General features: G+C 61.2%; 16 protein-coding genes. 8 read left to right on the forward strand and 8 right to left on the reverse strand.

What is annotated here, in order from left to right; translation table 11 throughout:
* The coding region (locus B9A19_RS16385) for a glycoside hydrolase family 18 protein (protein ID WP_245804363.1) at window positions 1-1,404 on the forward strand (1,404 nt) is incomplete at its 5' end.
* Between the two features lie 106 nt (window positions 1,405-1,510).
* Here B9A19_RS16385 and fliD read toward each other — a convergent pair.
* Window positions 1,511-2,863, reverse strand: a complete 1,353-nt coding sequence (gene fliD, locus B9A19_RS16390; protein ID WP_176216978.1) for a flagellar filament capping protein FliD — start codon at window positions 2,861-2,863, stop codon at window positions 1,511-1,513.
* Between the two features lie 476 nt (window positions 2,864-3,339).
* Between fliD and B9A19_RS16395 the strand changes: the two genes are divergently transcribed.
* The 4 genes from B9A19_RS16395 (at window position 3,340) to B9A19_RS16410 (ending at window position 7,436) form a co-directional block, all read left to right on the forward strand.
* A complete protein-coding gene (locus B9A19_RS16395) occupies window positions 3,340-3,630 on the forward strand; it encodes a co-chaperone GroES (RefSeq protein WP_084092176.1) in 291 nt (96 codons plus the stop codon).
* Between the two features lie 179 nt (window positions 3,631-3,809).
* Window positions 3,810-5,450 (forward strand): chaperonin GroEL, encoded by a 1,641-nt coding sequence (gene groL, locus B9A19_RS16400; protein ID WP_084092178.1) that lies wholly within the window; start codon window positions 3,810-3,812, stop codon window positions 5,448-5,450.
* A gap of 481 nt (window positions 5,451-5,931) precedes the next feature.
* Window positions 5,932-6,453 carry a BRO-N domain-containing protein gene (locus B9A19_RS16405; protein ID WP_084092180.1) on the forward strand — a complete coding sequence of 174 codons (522 nt, stop codon included), beginning with the start codon at window positions 5,932-5,934 and terminating at the stop codon, window positions 6,451-6,453.
* A 71-nt stretch (window positions 6,454-6,524) separates the two neighbouring features.
* Window positions 6,525-7,436, forward strand: coding sequence for an ankyrin repeat domain-containing protein (locus B9A19_RS16410; protein ID WP_084092182.1), 912 nt, complete (start codon window positions 6,525-6,527; stop codon window positions 7,434-7,436).
* A 189-nt stretch (window positions 7,437-7,625) separates the two neighbouring features.
* Here B9A19_RS16410 and B9A19_RS16415 read toward each other — a convergent pair whose 3' ends face one another.
* The gene (locus B9A19_RS16415; RefSeq protein ID WP_084092184.1) at window positions 7,626-8,081 is read right to left on the reverse strand and encodes an acyl-CoA thioesterase; all 456 of its coding nucleotides are present in this window, start codon (window positions 8,079-8,081) and stop codon (window positions 7,626-7,628) included.
* Between B9A19_RS16415 and B9A19_RS16420 the strand changes: the two genes are divergently transcribed.
* Entirely contained in the window at window positions 8,051-9,841 is a 1,791-nt protein-coding gene (locus tag B9A19_RS16420; protein ID WP_245804365.1) for a WG repeat-containing protein, read from the forward strand. The two genes, B9A19_RS16415 and B9A19_RS16420, sit on opposite strands and share 31 nt — an antisense overlap.
* A 51-nt stretch (window positions 9,842-9,892) precedes the next feature.
* On the opposite strand, the gene lipA is transcribed toward B9A19_RS16420, so the two are convergent.
* From lipA to B9A19_RS16450, 6 genes are all read right to left on the reverse strand, one after another.
* The gene (gene lipA / locus B9A19_RS16425) at window positions 9,893-10,858 is read right to left on the reverse strand and encodes a lipoyl synthase (RefSeq protein WP_084092188.1); all 966 of its coding nucleotides are present in this window, start codon (window positions 10,856-10,858) and stop codon (window positions 9,893-9,895) included.
* A gap of 29 nt (window positions 10,859-10,887) precedes the next feature.
* Complete coding sequence (gene lipB, locus B9A19_RS16430; protein ID WP_281249582.1) at window positions 10,888-11,538, reverse strand: lipoyl(octanoyl) transferase LipB; 651 nt, start codon at window positions 11,536-11,538, stop codon at window positions 10,888-10,890.
* A complete protein-coding gene (locus tag B9A19_RS16435) occupies window positions 11,535-11,834 on the reverse strand; it encodes a YbeD family protein (RefSeq protein ID WP_084092190.1) in 300 nt (99 codons plus the stop codon). Before B9A19_RS16435 ends, lipB begins: the two co-directional genes overlap by 4 nt.
* Window positions 11,835-12,716 (reverse strand): D-amino acid aminotransferase, encoded by an 882-nt coding sequence (locus B9A19_RS16440; RefSeq protein WP_217807098.1) that lies wholly within the window; start codon window positions 12,714-12,716, stop codon window positions 11,835-11,837. It abuts the gene before it with no gap.
* Between the two features lie 40 nt (window positions 12,717-12,756).
* The gene (locus B9A19_RS16445; RefSeq protein ID WP_084092192.1) at window positions 12,757-13,887 is read right to left on the reverse strand and encodes a D-alanyl-D-alanine carboxypeptidase family protein; all 1,131 of its coding nucleotides are present in this window, start codon (window positions 13,885-13,887) and stop codon (window positions 12,757-12,759) included.
* 106 nt (window positions 13,888-13,993) lie between these two features.
* On the reverse strand, window positions 13,994-14,842 hold the full coding sequence (locus B9A19_RS16450; protein ID WP_084092194.1) for a PhzF family phenazine biosynthesis protein: 849 nt from the start codon (window positions 14,840-14,842) through the stop codon (window positions 13,994-13,996).
* Between the two features lie 153 nt (window positions 14,843-14,995).
* Here B9A19_RS16450 and pcnB point away from each other — a divergent pair, with 153 nt between their 5' ends.
* Together pcnB and folK are read left to right on the forward strand one after the other, a co-directional pair.
* On the forward strand, window positions 14,996-16,357 hold the full coding sequence (gene pcnB / locus B9A19_RS16455; protein ID WP_084092196.1) for a polynucleotide adenylyltransferase PcnB: 1,362 nt from the start codon (window positions 14,996-14,998) through the stop codon (window positions 16,355-16,357).
* On the forward strand, window positions 16,354-16,839 hold the full coding sequence (folK, locus tag B9A19_RS16460; RefSeq protein WP_084092198.1) for a 2-amino-4-hydroxy-6-hydroxymethyldihydropteridine diphosphokinase: 486 nt from the start codon (window positions 16,354-16,356) through the stop codon (window positions 16,837-16,839). Before pcnB ends, folK begins: the two co-directional genes overlap by 4 nt.
* Window positions 16,840-16,884 lie beyond the last annotated feature (45 nt).

Consider the following 16,884-nt stretch of genomic DNA (forward strand, 5'->3'; position numbering starts at 1 on the left):
ACACCGAAGCCGACCGCAACACCGGCTCCGACCGCTACCCCGGCGCCGACCAATGTGCCGACTGCTACACCGAAGCCGACTGCTACACCGGTCCCGGGCACCCCGACCGCGACCCCGGTTCCGTCGGCAGGCGGCAAGGAAGTCGGTTCCTACTTCGCTCAGTGGGGCATCTACGGCCGCAACTACCAGGTAAAGGCCATCCAGACCAGCGGCTCCGCGGCCAAGATGACCTTCCTGAACTACGCCTTCGGTAACGTCTACCAGAAGAACGGCGGCTACGAATGCGACATCCAGTACCGTACCGAATCGGGCAATGGTGACGGTGGCGATCCGTTTGCCGACTACAGCAAATCGTTCGATGCCGCTTCGTCGGTTGACGGCGTGGCTGACAAGTGGGACGACGCACTGCGCGGCAACTTCGGCCAGATCAAGCGCCTGAAGGCCCTCAACCCCAACCTGAAGGTGTACATCTCGGTCGGCGGCTGGTCGTGGTCCAAGTGGTTCTCGGCCGCATCCGCGACCGACGCCCTGCGCAAGCAACTGGTCTCCTCGTGCATCAACACCTACATCAAGGGCAACCTGCCGGTGTATGACGGTGCAGGTGGTACGGGTGCCGCTGCCGGCGTATTCGACGGCATCGACATCGACTGGGAATTCCCGGGCGTACAAGGCTTCGGCTACAACACCGTCTCGGCGGCCGACAAGCAGAACTACACCCTGCTGCTGAAGGAATTCCGCACCCAGCTGGATGCAGTCACTGCCACCACCGGCAAGAAGTACGGCCTGACCGTCGCGATCAGCGCGGGCAAGGACAAGATCGACATGACCGAGCCGGCTGCCTACAGCCAGTACCTCGATCACATCAACATCATGTCCTATGACTTCCATGGCGGCTGGGAAGCCACGGGTCCGACCGACTTCCACAGCAACCTGTACGCCGATCCGGCCAGCCCGAACTACAACGACCCGAAGACCGGTCAACCGGGCCTGGGCGCCACCTACAACATCGACAGCGCAGTGAAGAACCTGATCGCTGCCGGTGCACCGGCTGGCAAGCTGATCGTGGGTGTACCGTTCTACGGTCGTGGCTGGACGGGTGTGACCAACGCCAACAACGGTCTGTACCAACCGGCCGCCAAGGCAGCCACCGGTACCTACGAAGCGGGCATCGAAGACTACAAGGTGCTGAAGAACGCAGCGGGTACGGTGTACACCAACGCGATCACCAAGCAATCGTGGAAGTTCGATGGCAGCACGTTCTGGTCGTATGACACGCCGGCGGACATTGCCACCAAGGTGAGCTATGTGAAGTCGAGTGGTCTGGGTGGCGTGTTCAGCTGGGAGCTGGATGGTGATGACACCGCTGGTACCCTGATGAGCGCAATGAGCGCGGTGCGCCAGTAACGGCACTGCATGGCAGCACGGCCTGACCAGCTGTGGTGCTGGCCAACAAAAAGCCCTCCCGATCGGGGAGGGCTTTTTTGTGGGCGTGATGCCTGCCGGGCGGTGTTTACATCGTATCGAACAGGGTGCCGCTACTGCTGCTGCCGTTGCTGAGTTGCGAGTATTTCTGTGCCAGCGCCTGTGCCTGCAGGGTCATGGCTTTTTGCAGCTGGTCGCGTTTGTTGTTGATGTTGGCGATATCGGCATTCAGCGCCTTGGTCTGCTTCTGCACGGTGCCCGACGAGCCCAGCAGACCGTCGATCTGGCTGCCGATCTGGCTGACCAGCCCCTTGTCCTTGCCGCTGAACAGCGCGGCAGCGCCGGCCGGGTCGGCGGTGACGGCTTTTTGCAAGGTATCCGCATTGATGGTCAGCTCGCTGGTCTTGGCGCGGGTAATGCCCAAGCGGCTCAGCGTGAGGGTGTTGCCGTCCTTGCCGCTGGCGGTGGCGCCATTGAAGATGCGATCCAGCTGCCCCTGGATGCGGCCGGCCAGCCCGTCGGCCTGCAGCTCGCCCTTTTGCAGCGTTTGCAGCTTGCTGCTGAGCTGATTGTAGGCGTTGACCAGATTGGTGATGTTGCTGGCAATCTGGCTGCTGTCCTGCGCAATGGTGACCGTGCTGCTGCCGGTGCCCGACAGCTTGAGCACGGCACCCGGTACAGCGTCAGTCACGGTATTGCTGGCGCTGCTGCGGCTGGTGCCGTTGATGGCCAGCAGCGCATTCTGGGCGGCCTGCGTTTGGGTCATGTTCTTGCCACCGGCCGGGTTGAAGTTGAGCAGCGCGGCCACCGCCGGGTCGCCACTCACGTCCAACCGCATGCTGTTGGCCGCGCCACTGGGCGACTTCAGGCTGAGCACATAGCCATCGGCGGTTTGCGTCACGCTGGCGGTCACCCCCATGTTGGCAGCATTGATGGCGGTGGCAATGCCCTGCAGGCTGGTGTTGTTGCCGCTGACGGTAATGCTCTTGCTGCTGGCAGCGGTAAAGCTCTTGTCGCCAGTGGTGCCCAGGTCCAGCTTGATGGTGATTGGGGCGCCGTTGCCGATATTTGTGGTGGCGCTGCTTTGCGGCTTGGCGGTCAGCACTTGCGATTGGGCGAGTTGATCGACCTTGATCGTATAGCTGCCCGCCGTGGCGTTGCCGGATGCCGTTGCGGTCAGCACGCCGGTATCGGACGACTTGGCCGAGGTGGACAAACCCTTGCCCGCCAGCGTGCTGGCCAGCGACTGGAACGAGGCCAGTGCGCTCTGCAATTGGCCCAGGCCGGATAGCCGGGTCTTGTCGCTGGTCAGCGCCGCATTCAGTTTGGGCGCCAGCGTGTTACGGCTCTGCATGGTCTTGCTGACCATGTCATAGACATCCAGCCCGCTTTTCTTGCCGGTCAGACTGGAAAAGTTGGACAGGGAAAGTGGCGATGTCATGCGTAACCTCTCGGATGCTGGATGGATGGGCAAGCCCGGCACCGGCAAGGCGGTGGTCATTCTTGCCGCCCTTGCCGCCGCCGTGGCGGCAACGAGGGCATTCCAGGGCTTGCCCGGGCTTGCGCTACTGGCTGCAATGCCGGCAAATCCATACATGGCTGAATGTGGACTTACCCCTTTCAAGCAAACTCGATGCCAGCTCAGGGGGGTAATGAAAGATTGCCGTTACATTGCAGGACTGAGGTGGTGGGAGGTGTGTTGCTCAGGCCGCCCGGCATGAAGTGCACAAGCAGAAAAAACGGCAGATATGCCAAGCAAAAAAACCGGCGGATTTTTGCTTTCTTCTATTGAAAAGGCACAGGGGCGTCCCTATTATTAGCACTCGTTAGCGTTGAGTGCTAACAGCTGGCCCGGCCACTATCGGTGCCGGGTTGTTTGTCTGCACATGCACAGATTTTCCAACAGGAGATTGAAAGATGGGTATTCGTCCCTTGCACGACCGCGTCGTGATCAAGCGTGTTGAAGCTGAAGAAAAGACCGCCTCGGGCATCGTGTTGCCGGGCGCTGCAGCCGAGAAGCCGGATCTGGGCGAAGTCGTTGCCATCGGCACCGGCAAGCAGCTGGACAATGGCTCGGTGCGCCCGCTGGCAGTCAAGGTTGGCGACAAGGTCATCCTTGGCAAGTACAGCGGCCAGACCGTCAAGGTCGGCGGCGAAGAGCTGCTGGTGGTGCGTGAAGAAGATATCTTCGGCATCCTCGAGGCCTGATTTCGGTTCGCCTTCGATCCGATGACTGCGTTGGCTGCGCGGCGAATCTCCTCGCCGTACTCATGTACGGCTGCGTCGAGTCTTGCTTGCCGCCTTGTCCTCGAATCGAATCCTTCCCGAAATGCTGCTGCACCCAGCGTGCAGCACTCCCCAGAATTCAATGATTTGGAGTAAATGAAATGGCTGCAAAAGAAGTCAAGTTCGGTGATTCCGCCCGTGCCCGCATGGTGGCTGGCGTCAACATCCTCGCCGACGCGGTTAAAGTAACGCTGGGCCCGAAGGGCCGTAACGTGGTGCTGGAGCGCAGCTTCGGCGCGCCGACCATCACCAAGGACGGTGTATCGGTTGCCAAGGAAATCGAACTGAAGGACAAGTTCGAAAACATGGGCGCACAGCTGGTCAAGGAAGTGGCTTCCAAGACTTCCGACATCGCCGGTGACGGCACCACCACCGCGACCGTGCTGGCGCAAGGCATCGTCAACGAAGGCCTGAAGTATGTTGCTGCCGGCTTCAACCCGACTGACCTGAAGCGCGGTATCGACAAGGCTGTCGTAGCCCTGGTTGCCGAGCTGAAGAAGATCGCCAAGCCGACTACCACCAGCAAGGAAATCGCTCAAGTCGGCTCCATCTCGGCCAACAGCGATGAAATCGTTGGCGCCAAGATCGCTGAAGCGATGGACAAGGTTGGCAAGGAAGGCGTGATCACCATTGAAGACGGTTCGGGTCTGGAAGACGAACTGGCTGTCGTGGAAGGCATGCAGTTCGACCGCGGCTATCTGTCGCCGTACTTCATCAACAACCCGGACAAGCAGATCGCCCTGCTGGACAATCCGTTCGTGCTGCTGTTCGACAAGAAGATCAGCAACATCCGCGACCTGTTGCCGGTGCTGGAGCAAGTGGCCAAGTCGGGCCGCCCGCTGCTGATCATCGCTGAAGATGTCGATGGCGAAGCGCTGGCTACTCTGGTGGTCAACAACATCCGTGGCATCCTCAAGACCGTGGCCGTCAAGGCACCGGGCTTTGGCGACCGTCGCAAGGCCATGCTGGAAGACATCGCCATCCTGACCGGCGGTACCGTGATCGCCGAAGAAGTCGGTCTGACCCTGGAAAAGACCACGCTGGCCGAACTGGGCCAAGCCAAGCGCATCGAAGTGGCCAAGGAAAACACTACCATCATCGACGGTGCTGGCCAGGAAGAAACCATCAAGGCGCGCGTTGCCCAGATCCGCAAGCAGATCGAAGAAGCTTCGAGCGACTACGACCGTGAAAAGCTGCAAGAGCGCGTGGCCAAGCTGGCCGGCGGCGTTGCCGTGATCAAGGTTGGCGCTGCCACCGAAGTCGAAATGAAGGAAAAGAAGGCGCGCGTTGAAGACGCACTGCACGCTACCCGCGCTGCAGTCGAGGAAGGCATTGTGGCCGGCGGTGGCGTTGCGCTGCTGCGCGCTCGTGCCAACCTGGGCGAACTGAAGGGCATCAATGCCGATCAGGATGCCGGTATCAAGATCGTGCTGAAGGCCATCGAAGCACCGCTGCGCCAGATCGTTGCCAACGCCGGCGACGAGCCGAGCGTGGTGGTGAACAAGGTTGTCGAAGGCACGGGTAACTTTGGCTACAACGCCGCTACCGGCGAATACGGCGACCTGGTTGAACTGGGCGTGCTGGACCCGGCCAAGGTCACCCGTTCGGCACTGCAACATGCTGCTTCGGTTGCCGGCCTGCTGCTGACCACCGACGCCATGGTGGCCGAGCTGCCGAAGGACGACGCTCCGGCCATGCCGGGCGGCGGCGGCATGGGCGGCATGGGTGGCATGGACTTCTAAGTCCGGTTTTCCCTGCAGCACACGCAGTCTGAAAAACGCCACCTTCGGGTGGCGTTTTTTTCTGCGCAGCATGGTGATCGGCGCGGGTCATTTGTGCAACAGGACGACCGACAAATACAGCATGCTGCGAGCATGGCCTGTTGAGTATGCGGCCAAACAACTTCGGTGTCGGCAAGCAAGCCCTGTTTTACATAACGGGGGGCAAGGCCGTGGTCTATGAATGGGATAAGCACCCGGCCAGATGATGAAGTCCGATTGGCCGCCATTGCAGTAGGCTATGTGGTGACCTGTTGCCGCTGCTGGCGGCTTGGGCCTGGTGGCGGTGGGGTGGCAGGGGCATTCCCCAAGGGGCGCTAAACAAACCCTGCTGGCAGCGTTACGCTCATTTGCAGGGGCTTGTACCGTCTGCGTTTCGCGTGCCTTGCCAGCTGGTTGTGCGGGGTTTTGCACGCCGCGCCAAACAGGCTTTAAAGAGAATCGCATGCGTGACGACCAAAACGACCTGTGGCAATTGGGCCGGATGCTGGCGATCCGCCTGGCCATCAGCGCGCTGGTGCTGTGGCTGGCCTATCGCCATGCGCTGACCTTGCTGCCCTTTGCTGCCGTAGTGGTGGCTGTGCTGATGGCCAAGCCGCTGCTGGAGCTGCTGCCGGCCATGATCGGCCGCATGAGGGCGGCGGCGTATCAGGATGCCGATCACTGGATCGCTTATGGCGGCTTTGAGGTGCGCATCTATCGTGACGAGCGCGGCGGCTGGTGGTTCGATGCTGCGGACATCTGCCGCCTCATCGACCGGCGCTGGCCGCCGGATGCCGAGGCCGCTGCACTGGCGCCCATGCAGCGCGGCAGGCCGGTGCTGAGCGAGACATCCGTTCATCAACTGCTGGGCGGTAGCGGCCACCCGCTGGCCCGTCGTCTGGACGGCTGGTTTGAGCGTGAAATGAAGGCCTTGCGCAAGCAACCTTCGCCACCGCCGGCTTCCAGTACGGATGCGCAAGACTGACCGGGCTTGTGAGCCTTGATTTGCTGGTCTAGTTTGAAATCAAGTACTTGTCAGCCGGGAGTGTGTGTCCCATGGATCGGATTTTGATTGGCGAGCAGCTCAGGCGCTGTCTGGGTGAATATCAGGAACAATACCCGGCAGAACTGGTAGCCAACTACCCACGCATTGCCAACACCATTGTTGATCTGTGGGGCAGCCGCAATCTGGACAAGTATTTTGAAGACCTGTTGATCGATGATCGCGGTGACCGCCAAGGCTTTCCCCCCTCGGTCGTCCACGAGCTCATGGGGCTGATGCGTGCTTACGACTGGCAGCGCAACATCAAGCCATCCTCCACGCCCGACATCTGGGGCCATGCGGAAGAGCCGCATCTGGAGTTCCGCAAGGCCGAACCGCTGTATACCTCGCTGACGCTGATTGAGGCCGCACAGAAAGGCGAGAAGGACCGCATCATGACCATGGTGAAGGCGGGCATCTCGTCCGACCGCACCGATGATCTGGGCAAGAGCGCCCTGATCTGGGCGGCATCCTATGGCCACACCGATGTGGTCGATTACCTGCTTACCCTGAAAACAGACATCAATCGTGCCGATCTGGGCGGATTCCGCGCCCTGCACTGGGCCGCCACCAATGGCCATCTGGCGGTGGTCAATACGCTGATCGAGCATGGTGCCAATCTGGACGTGCAAAACAAGCGCGGCCTTACGCCGTTGATGCTGGCGGCGCAAAACCTCAAGCAAGCCGTGGTATCGCGCCTGTTGCAGGCCGGTGCCAACCCGAATATTGAGGACGAAGAAGGCAGCAACATCCTGCACCAGTTGCTGCTCTACGGCCGTTCGCGCGAAGCCTTGCCCATCCTGACCCTGCTGCTGGAATACCAGGCCGATGTCGGCCGGCGCAACCGTCAGCATCAGTCACCGCTTGAAATCGCGATGCAACACGACGACGCGCAGATCCGCACGCTGTTTTCCCACCTGGGCTGAGCGCCAGCCATGCAAGCGGCCCCGTGAAAAACCGCCATCCAGAACCCGGCAAGGCCGGGTTCTGTGCATTTCGTCGGAGAGTAAGCCGCTTCCCTGCTGCTTGCCATGCCCCGTCCTGCGCTGTCCGCAAGCCTTGCTACGCGCATCAACGGCGGTGGAGAAACCTCTTGGTACGCGTGACGCGGCTGCTCAGGACTGCTGCATGCGTTGCTGGCGCCGGCGCTCTGCTGCCAGCCAGCGTGCCCTGGCAGTGTCATCGTCAAGCTGTAGCCCGGGCACCACTGCCGGTTTGCCAGCCTCACCCATCGCCACCATGGTGAAGTAGCAGCTATTGGTATGGCGCACCTCACGCGTGCGGATGTTCTCGGCCAGCACGCGGATGCCGATCTCCATCGACGTACGGCCGGTGTAGTTCACGCTGGCCAGAAAAGTCACCAGCTCGCCCACGTGAATCGGCTGCTTGAACAGCACCTGATCGACCGACAGGGTTACCACATAAGTCCCCGCATAACGGCTGGCACAGGCATACGCCACCTCATCCAGCAACTTGAGCAACTGCCCGCCGTGCACATTGCCGGAGAAGTTGGCCATCTCGGGCATCATCAGGATGGACATTGAAAGTTGGTGACGAGGGCTGCTACTCATGGCATGGGTCCGGATTGGTCATTGGGCCTGAATTAATTCAGATAAAGTATGTTTTGATTCAGCTTTTTGACAGTAATTGCCTGCACGCGCAAAATGCCACCATTCGAGTGTCATTCGTACGCTCATTGTTCACAAAGGATATGAACTTGCAGGACATTGGATTGTTTCGCGTCGTGTTGATTGGCCTGGTTGCCGGGCTCGTGTTGGGTGGCTGCAAGGATAACGCCACGAGTGAAGCTCCTGCAGCCAAAGTGGCGCCGTTGGGGCGGATGGCGGTCCCGGTTTGCTTGAATGAAGCTTGTGGCGTGGTCGATGAAACAGGCAAGATCATTAAACAATTTACGCGCGATTCGGTTGCACTGTATAGCACCCAGTTTGACAGCTATTTCCTGGTCGAGAATGGTGCCTGGGCCATGTATGGCCTGGATGGTGCCGTGTTGCGGCGCCTTGAAGAGGGCGCCAGCGTCAACGAGTTGACCCCTGGACTCTTTGCCGAAGTCAGTGAGGACAAAAGCCGCTCGGTGCTGTTTGATGCCAAGGGCAAGGATGTATTCCCCGAGCCGTTTGAGGAACTCGATTACGGTGGCCGGCATGAATTCATCGTCTATCAGCGCAACGGGCTGTACGGCATCATCAACGCCAAGGGTGAAATGGTTACGCCGGCGCAGTTTGACGAGTTGTCGTCCAACAACATCGACCTGGCACGGCAGGGCGGCGCGGTTGCCGCCGCGAAAGGAAAGAAACCCTGGGTCGTTCTGATTGATCAGAAAATCGCCAGGCAGGTGCCCTTCACCACACTGGACAGGGCCAGCGACGGTTATATTCATGCCGAAGTGCTGAAAGAGAACGATCAACGGCAAGGTTTGCTGGATTTGCAGGGAAACATCGCACTGGCGCCAACCAACGCGCTGATCGGCCATCCCTCCCCGGCAGGTATGGTCTTTTTCAAAAAGAACCTGAATAGTTCAACCTGCGGGTTCATGGACCTGCATGGCAAGGTGCTCATCCCTGCCCAATTCTCGGGGTGTAGCGAGTTCGGCGCCAAAAGCGGCGCGGCTTCAACTGATGCAGGCTATGGCTTGATTGACCACACCGGCAAGTGGCTGGTGCCGCCGCATTGGATTACGGTGAATGTCCCGGACAATCTCTGGCGTGGCGACCTATCGGCACGCAGCATGCTCATTGCCCATGGCGGCGATGTAATCAACGGCTATACCCATGCGATTCTGGACCTCGATCAAGGCAAGGTATTGTTTGAAAATCAAGGCTATACCGAGCTGGAAGTGCTTGATCGCGATCATATCGTCTTCAGCCGTGAAGCTGAGTCGCTGCTTAATCCGGCGATTGAAGATGTGGAGGACAAGCGCATTGCCGTCGGCCTGATGGACCCTGCCGGCAAGGTGCTGATTCCGGCCAAGCAGTACTTCCGTTACCAGTTCGATGCATCGCGCCAGTTTATCGTGGCATTTGCGGATCGCGGTTTGATGGGCTTGCACGCGCGTGATGGTCGGGAACTGGTGCCCGCCAAATGGCCCATTCTGAAAATCCTGCCGGGGAAAAATGCAGTGGTGGGGTTTGATACGGCTGATGAGCGTGACTACTTCGGCTTTTATGCGCCCAACAACGTCAAAGCTTTGTACCGGGCCGATGGGCAGGAAATATTCTCGGTGAGGAAAAAGCCCGACAGCAATCAAGAGGAATTGGTGGGGCCGGGTAATCGGGTAATCTGGCCAGCCGCAGCAAAACCAGTGGCACTTTAAAAACAAAAAGGCGTCGCAAGCGACGCCTTTTTGTTTGTGGCAAGCCCGGCCTTACAGCCCGGCGTGGTGTGCCTGCTGGTCTGCGTGGTAAGAACTGCGCACCATGGCACCGACGGCAGCGTGGTGGAAGCCCAGTTCATAGGCCAGTGTTTCCCATGCCTTGAACTGGTCCGGGTGCACGTAGCGCAGTACCGGCAGGTGGCCGTTGGATGGCTGCAGATATTGGCCGATGGTGATCATGTCGATATCGTGCGCGCGCATGTCGTGCATTACCTGCACCACTTCCTCGTCGGTCTCGCCCAGGCCGACCATGATGCCGGACTTGGTCTTGACGTGCGGATACAGCGCCTTGAAGTCTTTCAACAGCTTGAGCGAGTGCATGTAGTCCGAGCCCGGGCGGGCTTGCTTGTACAGGCGCGGCGCAGTTTCCAGGTTGTGGTTCATCACATCCGGCAGGCCGTCGGCGAAGATGTCCAGTGCCAGTTCCAGGCGGCCACGGAAGTCGGGCACCAGCACTTCGATTTGCGTGGCGGGCGACTTGGCACGGGTCTGGCTGATGCAGTCGACAAAATGCTGGGCGCCGCCGTCGCGCAGGTCGTCGCGGTCCACCGAGGTGATCACCACGTAGTTGAGGCGCAGCGCAGCAATGGTGTCGGCCAGGTGCTTGGGTTCTTCGGCATCCAGCGGATTGGGGCGGCCGTGGCCCACGTCGCAGAACGGGCAGCGACGGGTGCAGATGTCACCCATGATCATGAAGGTGGCCGTACCCTTGCCGAAGCATTCGCCGATATTGGGACAGGATGCTTCTTCGCACACCGTATGCAGCTTCTGCTCGCGCAGGATTTCCTTGATCTCGTAGAAGCGGCTGTTGGTGTTGGGCGCCTGCACGCGGATCCACTCGGGTTTCTTCAGCCGCGTTTCCAGTTGCACCACCTTGATGGGGATGCGTGCGGTCTTGGCTTCGCCCTTGTGCTTTACGCCAACGGCGTTGGAGGGCGTCTTGATGTCTTCGGTCATGGGGGTCCGGCCGCGCAATGCGCGGTTACTCAATTGATTTGTTGCAGGATTTTTTCGGCCATTTTACCCGCGATGCCGGCAGGTGTCTCGTCCACGCCGAAATCACGCAATTGCGCCACCTGCAGCCCTTCATAGCCGCAGGGGTTGATCATGCCGAATGGCGCCAGGTCCATGTCCACATTGAACGACAGGCCGTGAAAGCAGCAACCGTTGCGGATGCGCAGCCCCAGCGCGGCAATCTTGGCCTCATCGCCATGCGGGGTGCGCACATAGACGCCAGGCGCATCGACCTTGCCATAGGCGGCGATGTCGTAATCGTCCAGCAGTGCGATCACGCTGTTTTCCAGCCGGCGCACCAGCTCGCGCACACCCAGGCCCAGCCGGCGCAGGTCGAACAGCGTGTAGGCAATCAGCTGGCCGGGGCCGTGATAGGTGACCTGCCCGCCGCGATCGATCTGCACGATGGGGATGTCGCCGCGCTGCAGGATGTGCTCGGGCTTGCCGGCCTGGCCGAGCGTGAACACGGGCGGGTGCTCCAGCAGCCAGATTTCATCCGGCGTATCGGTGCCGCGCGCCTGCGTGAAGTCCTGCATCGCTTGCCAGGTCTGCGCGTAGTCGGCCAGGCCGAGCTGCTTGACGGCAACCGGTGGCCGCAAGGCGGGTGATGCCAGATTGGTCACAGCAGCATCTGCACCAGCGGATGTGCGCGCAGCGCGACATCGACGGCATGCACCTGTTCGATGGTGTCGAAGGTGATGGACAGTGTGGCCGAATAGTAATTGCCCGAGCTGGACGCGCGCACGGTTACCAGATCGATATGAAAGCCCGGCACATGCAGCGCAGTGACATCGACCAGTGCCGCGACGAATTCGTCCTGCGCCACCTGCTTGTGGCTGACCGCCTTGACCGGGATCAGTACCGGAAAGGTCACCAGTTCTTCCAGCTTCTTGCCGGGGATATTGTTCAGTTGTGTCATTCAGTAATCCTTGCCCTGTTGCATCACGCCGGTCTTGAAGGCAGCGTAGTGCGCATACATGGCTTTGTAGATGGGGCCGGGCACGCCATTTCCAACCGGCCGCCCGTCCAGCGTAACGATGGCCAGCACTTCCTTGCTGGACGAGGTCAGCCAGACCTCATCGGCAGCGCGCAATTCGTCCGCCGAAATTTCGCACGCCTGCAGCGGCATGTCGTGCTGCTGCGCCAGCTCGATGATCAGATCGTAGGTGATGCCGGTCAGCATCAGGTGCGACGGGGGCGGCGCCAGGATCACGCCATCCCTCACCACGAAGATATTGCTGGCCGAGCCTTCGATCATCAGCCCGTCGCGGATCAAGATCGTTTCTGCCACGTCTTCATCAACGGCATGCTGCTTGGCCAGCACATTGGCCAGTAGCGAGATCGCCTTGATATTGCAGCGCAGCCAGCGCACATCGGCCTGCGTGACCGCGGCCACGCCTTGGGCCAGCAGCGTGGCGGAGGGTGTGGTCAACGGGTCGGCAAACAGGAATACCGTCGGCGTGCTGTCGGCCGGAAAGGCATGGTTGCGCGGATAGGCCGCGCCGCGTGTCACCTGCAGATAAATGGACTGGTCGGCAAAATCCTGCTGCGCCACCAGCTCGCCCACGATGGCGGTCCATTCCGCTTCGCTGTGCGGATTGGCGATGCGCACCGCATCCAGGCTGTGCTGCAGCCGCCGCAGGTGCTCGGCCAGCCGGAAGGGCTGGCGCGCATACACCGGGATCATCTCGTACACCCCGTCGCCAAACAGGAAGCCACGGTCGAGCACCGGCACCTGCAGCTGCGCCAGTGGCGCAAAGCTGCCGTTCAGATAGGCGATCATGTCGGGCCAGTCAGCCATGGATGTGACTCGCAGCAAGGCAGCAGCCAGTCTGGCTGCCTTAATTGAACTTCATTTTCATACTATCCCAGATGCGGCCAAAGAAACCGGCCTCTTCGATGCCCTGCAGCGCAACAACCGGGATGTCCTGCAGCGGCTTGCCGGCCACGCTGAGCTTGAGCGTGCCGATCTGCTGGCCCTGCTTGATCGGCGCCACCAGCTTGTCGGCCGGGATGAACTGCTTGGCCACCTTGCCCGCGTCGCCCTTGTCCACCGTCACATACAGATCACGACCGAAGCCCGCCTTGACGGTATTTTCGCTGCCTTTCCACACGCGTACCTCGCCAACCGACTGACCGGCGGCAGCCACCTTGGGCGTGTCGTGGAAGTTCAGGCCCCAATTGAGCAGTTTGGCCGATTCATCGGCGCGCACGGTGTCGCCGCTGGTGCCCACCACCACCGAGATCAGCCGGCGGCCGTCGCGGTGCGTGCTGGCAATCAGGTTGAAGCCGGCGCTCTCGGTGTGGCCGGTCTTGAGGCCATCCACGTTCGGGTCACGCTGCAACAGCAGGTTGCGGTTGGGCTGGTCGATCTTGTTGTACTTGAACGACTTCATCGAGTAGATCGGATAGAACTCGGGGAAGTCACGAATGATGGCGCCAGCCAGGATGCCCAGGTCGGCGGTCGAGGTATACAGATTGGGGTCGGGCAGGCCGGTCGAGTTGGTGAAGTGGGTGTTCTTCATGCCCAGCCGCGCCGCTTCCTTGTTCATCAGCTGCGCGAACACTTCCTCGCTGCCGGCAATGGCTTCGGCCAGTGTCACGCAGGCATCGTTGCCGCTTTGTACGATCATGCCCTTCATCAGGTCGTCCACGCTGGCCGGCACCTTGGGGTCAAGGAACATGCGCGAGCCTTCGGTTTTCCAGCCCTTGGCCGACACGGTCAGCATCTGGTCGCGCTTGATGCGGCCTTCCTTGACGGCCTTGAAGGTCAGGTAGGCGGTCATCAGCTTGGTCAGCGAGGCCGGTTCGATGCGCTTGTCGGCATCCTGTGCGGCCAGCATGCGGCCGCTCTGGAAGTCGGTCAGGTAATAGGCCTTGGCCGCAATCGGTGGCAGCGGCGGCGCATCGGCCAGCGCAGCGGTTGCGAACAGGGAGCAGAGCAGGGCGGGGGCGAGCAGGCGGGCAGTCATGTGAGCAGAAGCTTATGTTGCGGTGCAAAGCACGGATTATACGGGAGCCGCTTGATTGCGGTGCCAGTCAGACTGTACATGGCACCGCTTGTTCCGCCGATCGGTATTATTCGAGATCGAATTCCCCACGGCCCACCTCGACCACGCGGCCGCCGACCTTGATGGCGCGGTCAACGCCGACGCTCAGCCGCAGGTGCGCCAGCCGGCCGGTGTCTTGCCCCTGGATCATGGTGTAGGCAAACGGCGCGGCGTGGCCGGCACCCAGCAACCAGCCGCCCAGATTGGCGCAGGCCGAGCCGGTGCCGAAATCCTCGCCCAGCTGGCCGTGCTGCACCCAGAAAAAGCGCGCGTAGATCGTGCCGGGATCGTTGGCATCGAAGGCCCATACCAGCGCGCAGGCGCGGTTCTGCTTGTTGAAGGTCAGGGCGTTGAACAGCGGCAGATCGGGCGCGGCAGCGCTGACCAGCTCGGGGCTGGCCAGTTGCACTACCAGTTGCTCGCTGCCGGTGTCGATGAAACGCGGTGTGCCGACGATGGCAGCTGCAGGCAGGCCCAGTGCGCTGGCGAGTTCGGCTGCCGGCGCCGCATCGCGGTAGGTGGGGGCGTTGGCAGTCAGTGTGGCGCGGTCACCGTCGACCACGACCGGGATCAAGCCGGCGCGCAGGTCCAGCATCACCTTGCCGCCCAGCCCGCGCACGCGATCCAGCGTAACGGCGGTGCCCAGTGTCGGGTGGCCGGCAAACGGCAGCTCGTAGCCGGGCGTGAAAATGCGCACTTGCGCGCTGGCCGTCTCGCTGGGGAAGACGAACGTCGCTTCGGACAGGTTGAGCTGGCGTGTCAGCATCTGCATTTGCGCATCGTCCAGCCCGCGTGCGTCTTCAAATACAGCCAGCGGGTTGCCGGCGTAGGCGGCTTCGGCGAAGACGTTGACGATACGATAGCGGTAGCCTGGCATGCTTGGTCCTTGGCGTGATGAGGTTGCCATCATCGTGCCGCCCGTCGCCGCGCTGCACCAGCGGCAGTGCAGCAGTTAACAAAGCAGCACAGTAGTGACGGCATCGCTCTGTATAATGCGGTTTTTGCGCAGATTCACAGATATAAAGAACACATGATTCGCAAACTGATCGGCAAGGTATTCCGCCGCCCGGGCAAGCAAAAGGTGCTGCACGCCAAACACCTCGGCATACGCCGTGAAATGTTGCACTCCAACGCACTCAAGGTGTGCGACAAGCTGCAGGATGCAGGCTTCGATGCCTACATCGTGGGCGGTGCCGTGCGCGACCTGTTGCTGGGCAAGCAACCCAAGGACTTCGACGTGGCCACCAGCGCCACACCGGAGCAGGTGCGTCATGTGTTCCATCGTTCGCGCATCATTGGCCGGCGTTTCCGCATCGTGCACGTGCCCTTCTACGATCGTGATGGCGAGGAGGTGATCGAAGTCACCACCTTCCGTGGCGCTTCGGATGCGCCGACCGACGAAGCCGGTCGCATCCTGCGCGACAATGTGTATGGCTCCATCGAGGAAGATGCCGCGCGGCGCGATTTCACGGTCAACGCGCTGTATTACGACCCGAACGCCGAGCAGATCCTGGATTTCCATCACGGCGTCGATGACATCGAAGCCAAGCGGCTGGTGATGATCGGCGACCCGGTGCAGCGCTACCGCGAAGACCCGGTGCGCATGCTGCGCGCAGTGCGTCTCGCATCCAAGCTGGGCCTGACCATCGCACCGGCCACCCGCAAGCCGATGGCCGAACTGGCCGACCTGCTGGAGAACATTCCGTCCGCGCGCATCTTCGACGAAATGATGAAGCTGCTGCTGTCGGGCAAGGCGTGGGCCTGTATGAAGGCACTGCGCGACGAAAAACTGCACAAGCACGTGTTGCCGCTGCTCGACCGCCTGCTGTCGCGCCCCGAGAGCAGTGCCTTCCTGCAAAAGGCACTGGAAACTACCGATGCGCGCCTGGCTGAGGACAAGCCGGTATCGGCCGGGTTCCTGTTCGCCGCCTTGTTGTGGCAGGAAGTCGAATTACGCTGGAAGAAGAACGAGGCGGCCGGTGAGCACGCAATGCCGGCCTTGGTCAATGCGATGAACCAGGTTGAAGCGCAGGTGGAAAAGAAGCTGTCCATCCCCAATCGCTATAGCGCAGCCATGAAGGAAATCTGGCTGCTGCAGCCGCGTTTCGAGCAGCGCACCGGCATGCGTGCGCACCGCATGCTGGAGCAGGCACGCTTCCGCGCCGGCTACGATTTCCTGGTGCTGCGCGCCGAATGCGGCCTGGCCGACAAGGCACTGGCCGACTGGTGGACGCAGTTCCAGTACTGCGATGCAGATACCCGCTCGGCCATGATTGCAGGCCTTGGCAAGGCTGCGGCTGGCGCTGCAGACAAGAAGCGCCGCCGCAAGCCGCGCCGCAAGCCATCCGGCGATGCCGCAGGCGGGGGCGAACAGGGCGGTAGCGCGGCATGACCATGACCGCGTATGTGGCACTGGGCGCCAACCTTGGCAAACCCGCGCGGCAGCTGCGCCGCGCGTGCGAGCTGCTGGGCCGCTTGCCGGGCACGCAGCTGCTGCGCGTATCCAGCTTCTATGCCAGCCCGGCACTGGGCTACACCGATCAGCCTGATTTCATCAATGCGGTTGCCAGCGTGGAAACGCGCCTGTCGGCCGAAGAATTGCTGGAAGCGCTGCTGGCCATCGAGGCCATCAATGGTCGTATCCGCTCGTTCCGCAACGCCCCGCGCACGCTGGACCTCGATCTGCTGCTGTATGGCGATAGCGTGATCGAACGCCCCGGCCTCTCGGTGCCGCATCCGCGCATCATCGAGCGTGCCTTCGTGCTCAATCCGCTGCTGGAAATCGCACCTGACATCATCATCCCCGGCAAGGGGCCGGCCAGCGGCTATCTCGCCGCCGTATCCAGCCAGCCCATCAGCCTGTTTGAGGAATGACGGTTAACCTGCTGGAATCCCTGATGGAAGCAGGTTCCAGCCCGT

Source organism: Andreprevotia lacus DSM 23236 (assembly GCF_900176275.1).
Lineage (GTDB): Bacteria > Pseudomonadota > Gammaproteobacteria > Burkholderiales > Chitinibacteraceae > Andreprevotia > Andreprevotia lacus.

Excerpts from the sequence above, each read along its gene's own strand:
- B9A19_RS16445 (WP_084092192.1), bottom strand. The coding sequence starts at position 13,887 with ATGACTGCCCGCCTGCTCGCCCCCGCCCTGCTCTGCTCCCTGTTCGCA.
- B9A19_RS16410 (WP_084092182.1), top strand. The coding sequence starts at position 6,525 with ATGGATCGGATTTTGATTGGCGAGCAGCTCAGGCGCTGTCTGGGTGAA.
- B9A19_RS16435 (WP_084092190.1), bottom strand. The coding sequence starts at position 11,834 with ATGACACAACTGAACAATATCCCCGGCAAGAAGCTGGAAGAACTGGTG.
- fliD (WP_176216978.1), bottom strand. The coding sequence starts at position 2,863 with ATGACATCGCCACTTTCCCTGTCCAACTTTTCCAGTCTGACCGGCAAG.
- B9A19_RS16405 (WP_084092180.1), top strand. The coding sequence starts at position 5,932 with ATGCGTGACGACCAAAACGACCTGTGGCAATTGGGCCGGATGCTGGCG.
- B9A19_RS16440 (WP_217807098.1), bottom strand. The coding sequence starts at position 12,716 with ATGGCTGACTGGCCCGACATGATCGCCTATCTGAACGGCAGCTTTGCG.
- groL (WP_084092178.1), top strand. The coding sequence starts at position 3,810 with ATGGCTGCAAAAGAAGTCAAGTTCGGTGATTCCGCCCGTGCCCGCATG.
- lipA (WP_084092188.1), bottom strand. The coding sequence starts at position 10,858 with ATGACCGAAGACATCAAGACGCCCTCCAACGCCGTTGGCGTAAAGCAC.
- B9A19_RS16415 (WP_084092184.1), bottom strand. The coding sequence starts at position 8,081 with ATGAGTAGCAGCCCTCGTCACCAACTTTCAATGTCCATCCTGATGATG.
- pcnB (WP_084092196.1), top strand. The coding sequence starts at position 14,996 with ATGATTCGCAAACTGATCGGCAAGGTATTCCGCCGCCCGGGCAAGCAA.
- B9A19_RS16395 (WP_084092176.1), top strand. The coding sequence starts at position 3,340 with ATGGGTATTCGTCCCTTGCACGACCGCGTCGTGATCAAGCGTGTTGAA.
- folK (WP_084092198.1), top strand. The coding sequence starts at position 16,354 with ATGACCATGACCGCGTATGTGGCACTGGGCGCCAACCTTGGCAAACCC.
- B9A19_RS16450 (WP_084092194.1), bottom strand. The coding sequence starts at position 14,842 with ATGCCAGGCTACCGCTATCGTATCGTCAACGTCTTCGCCGAAGCCGCC.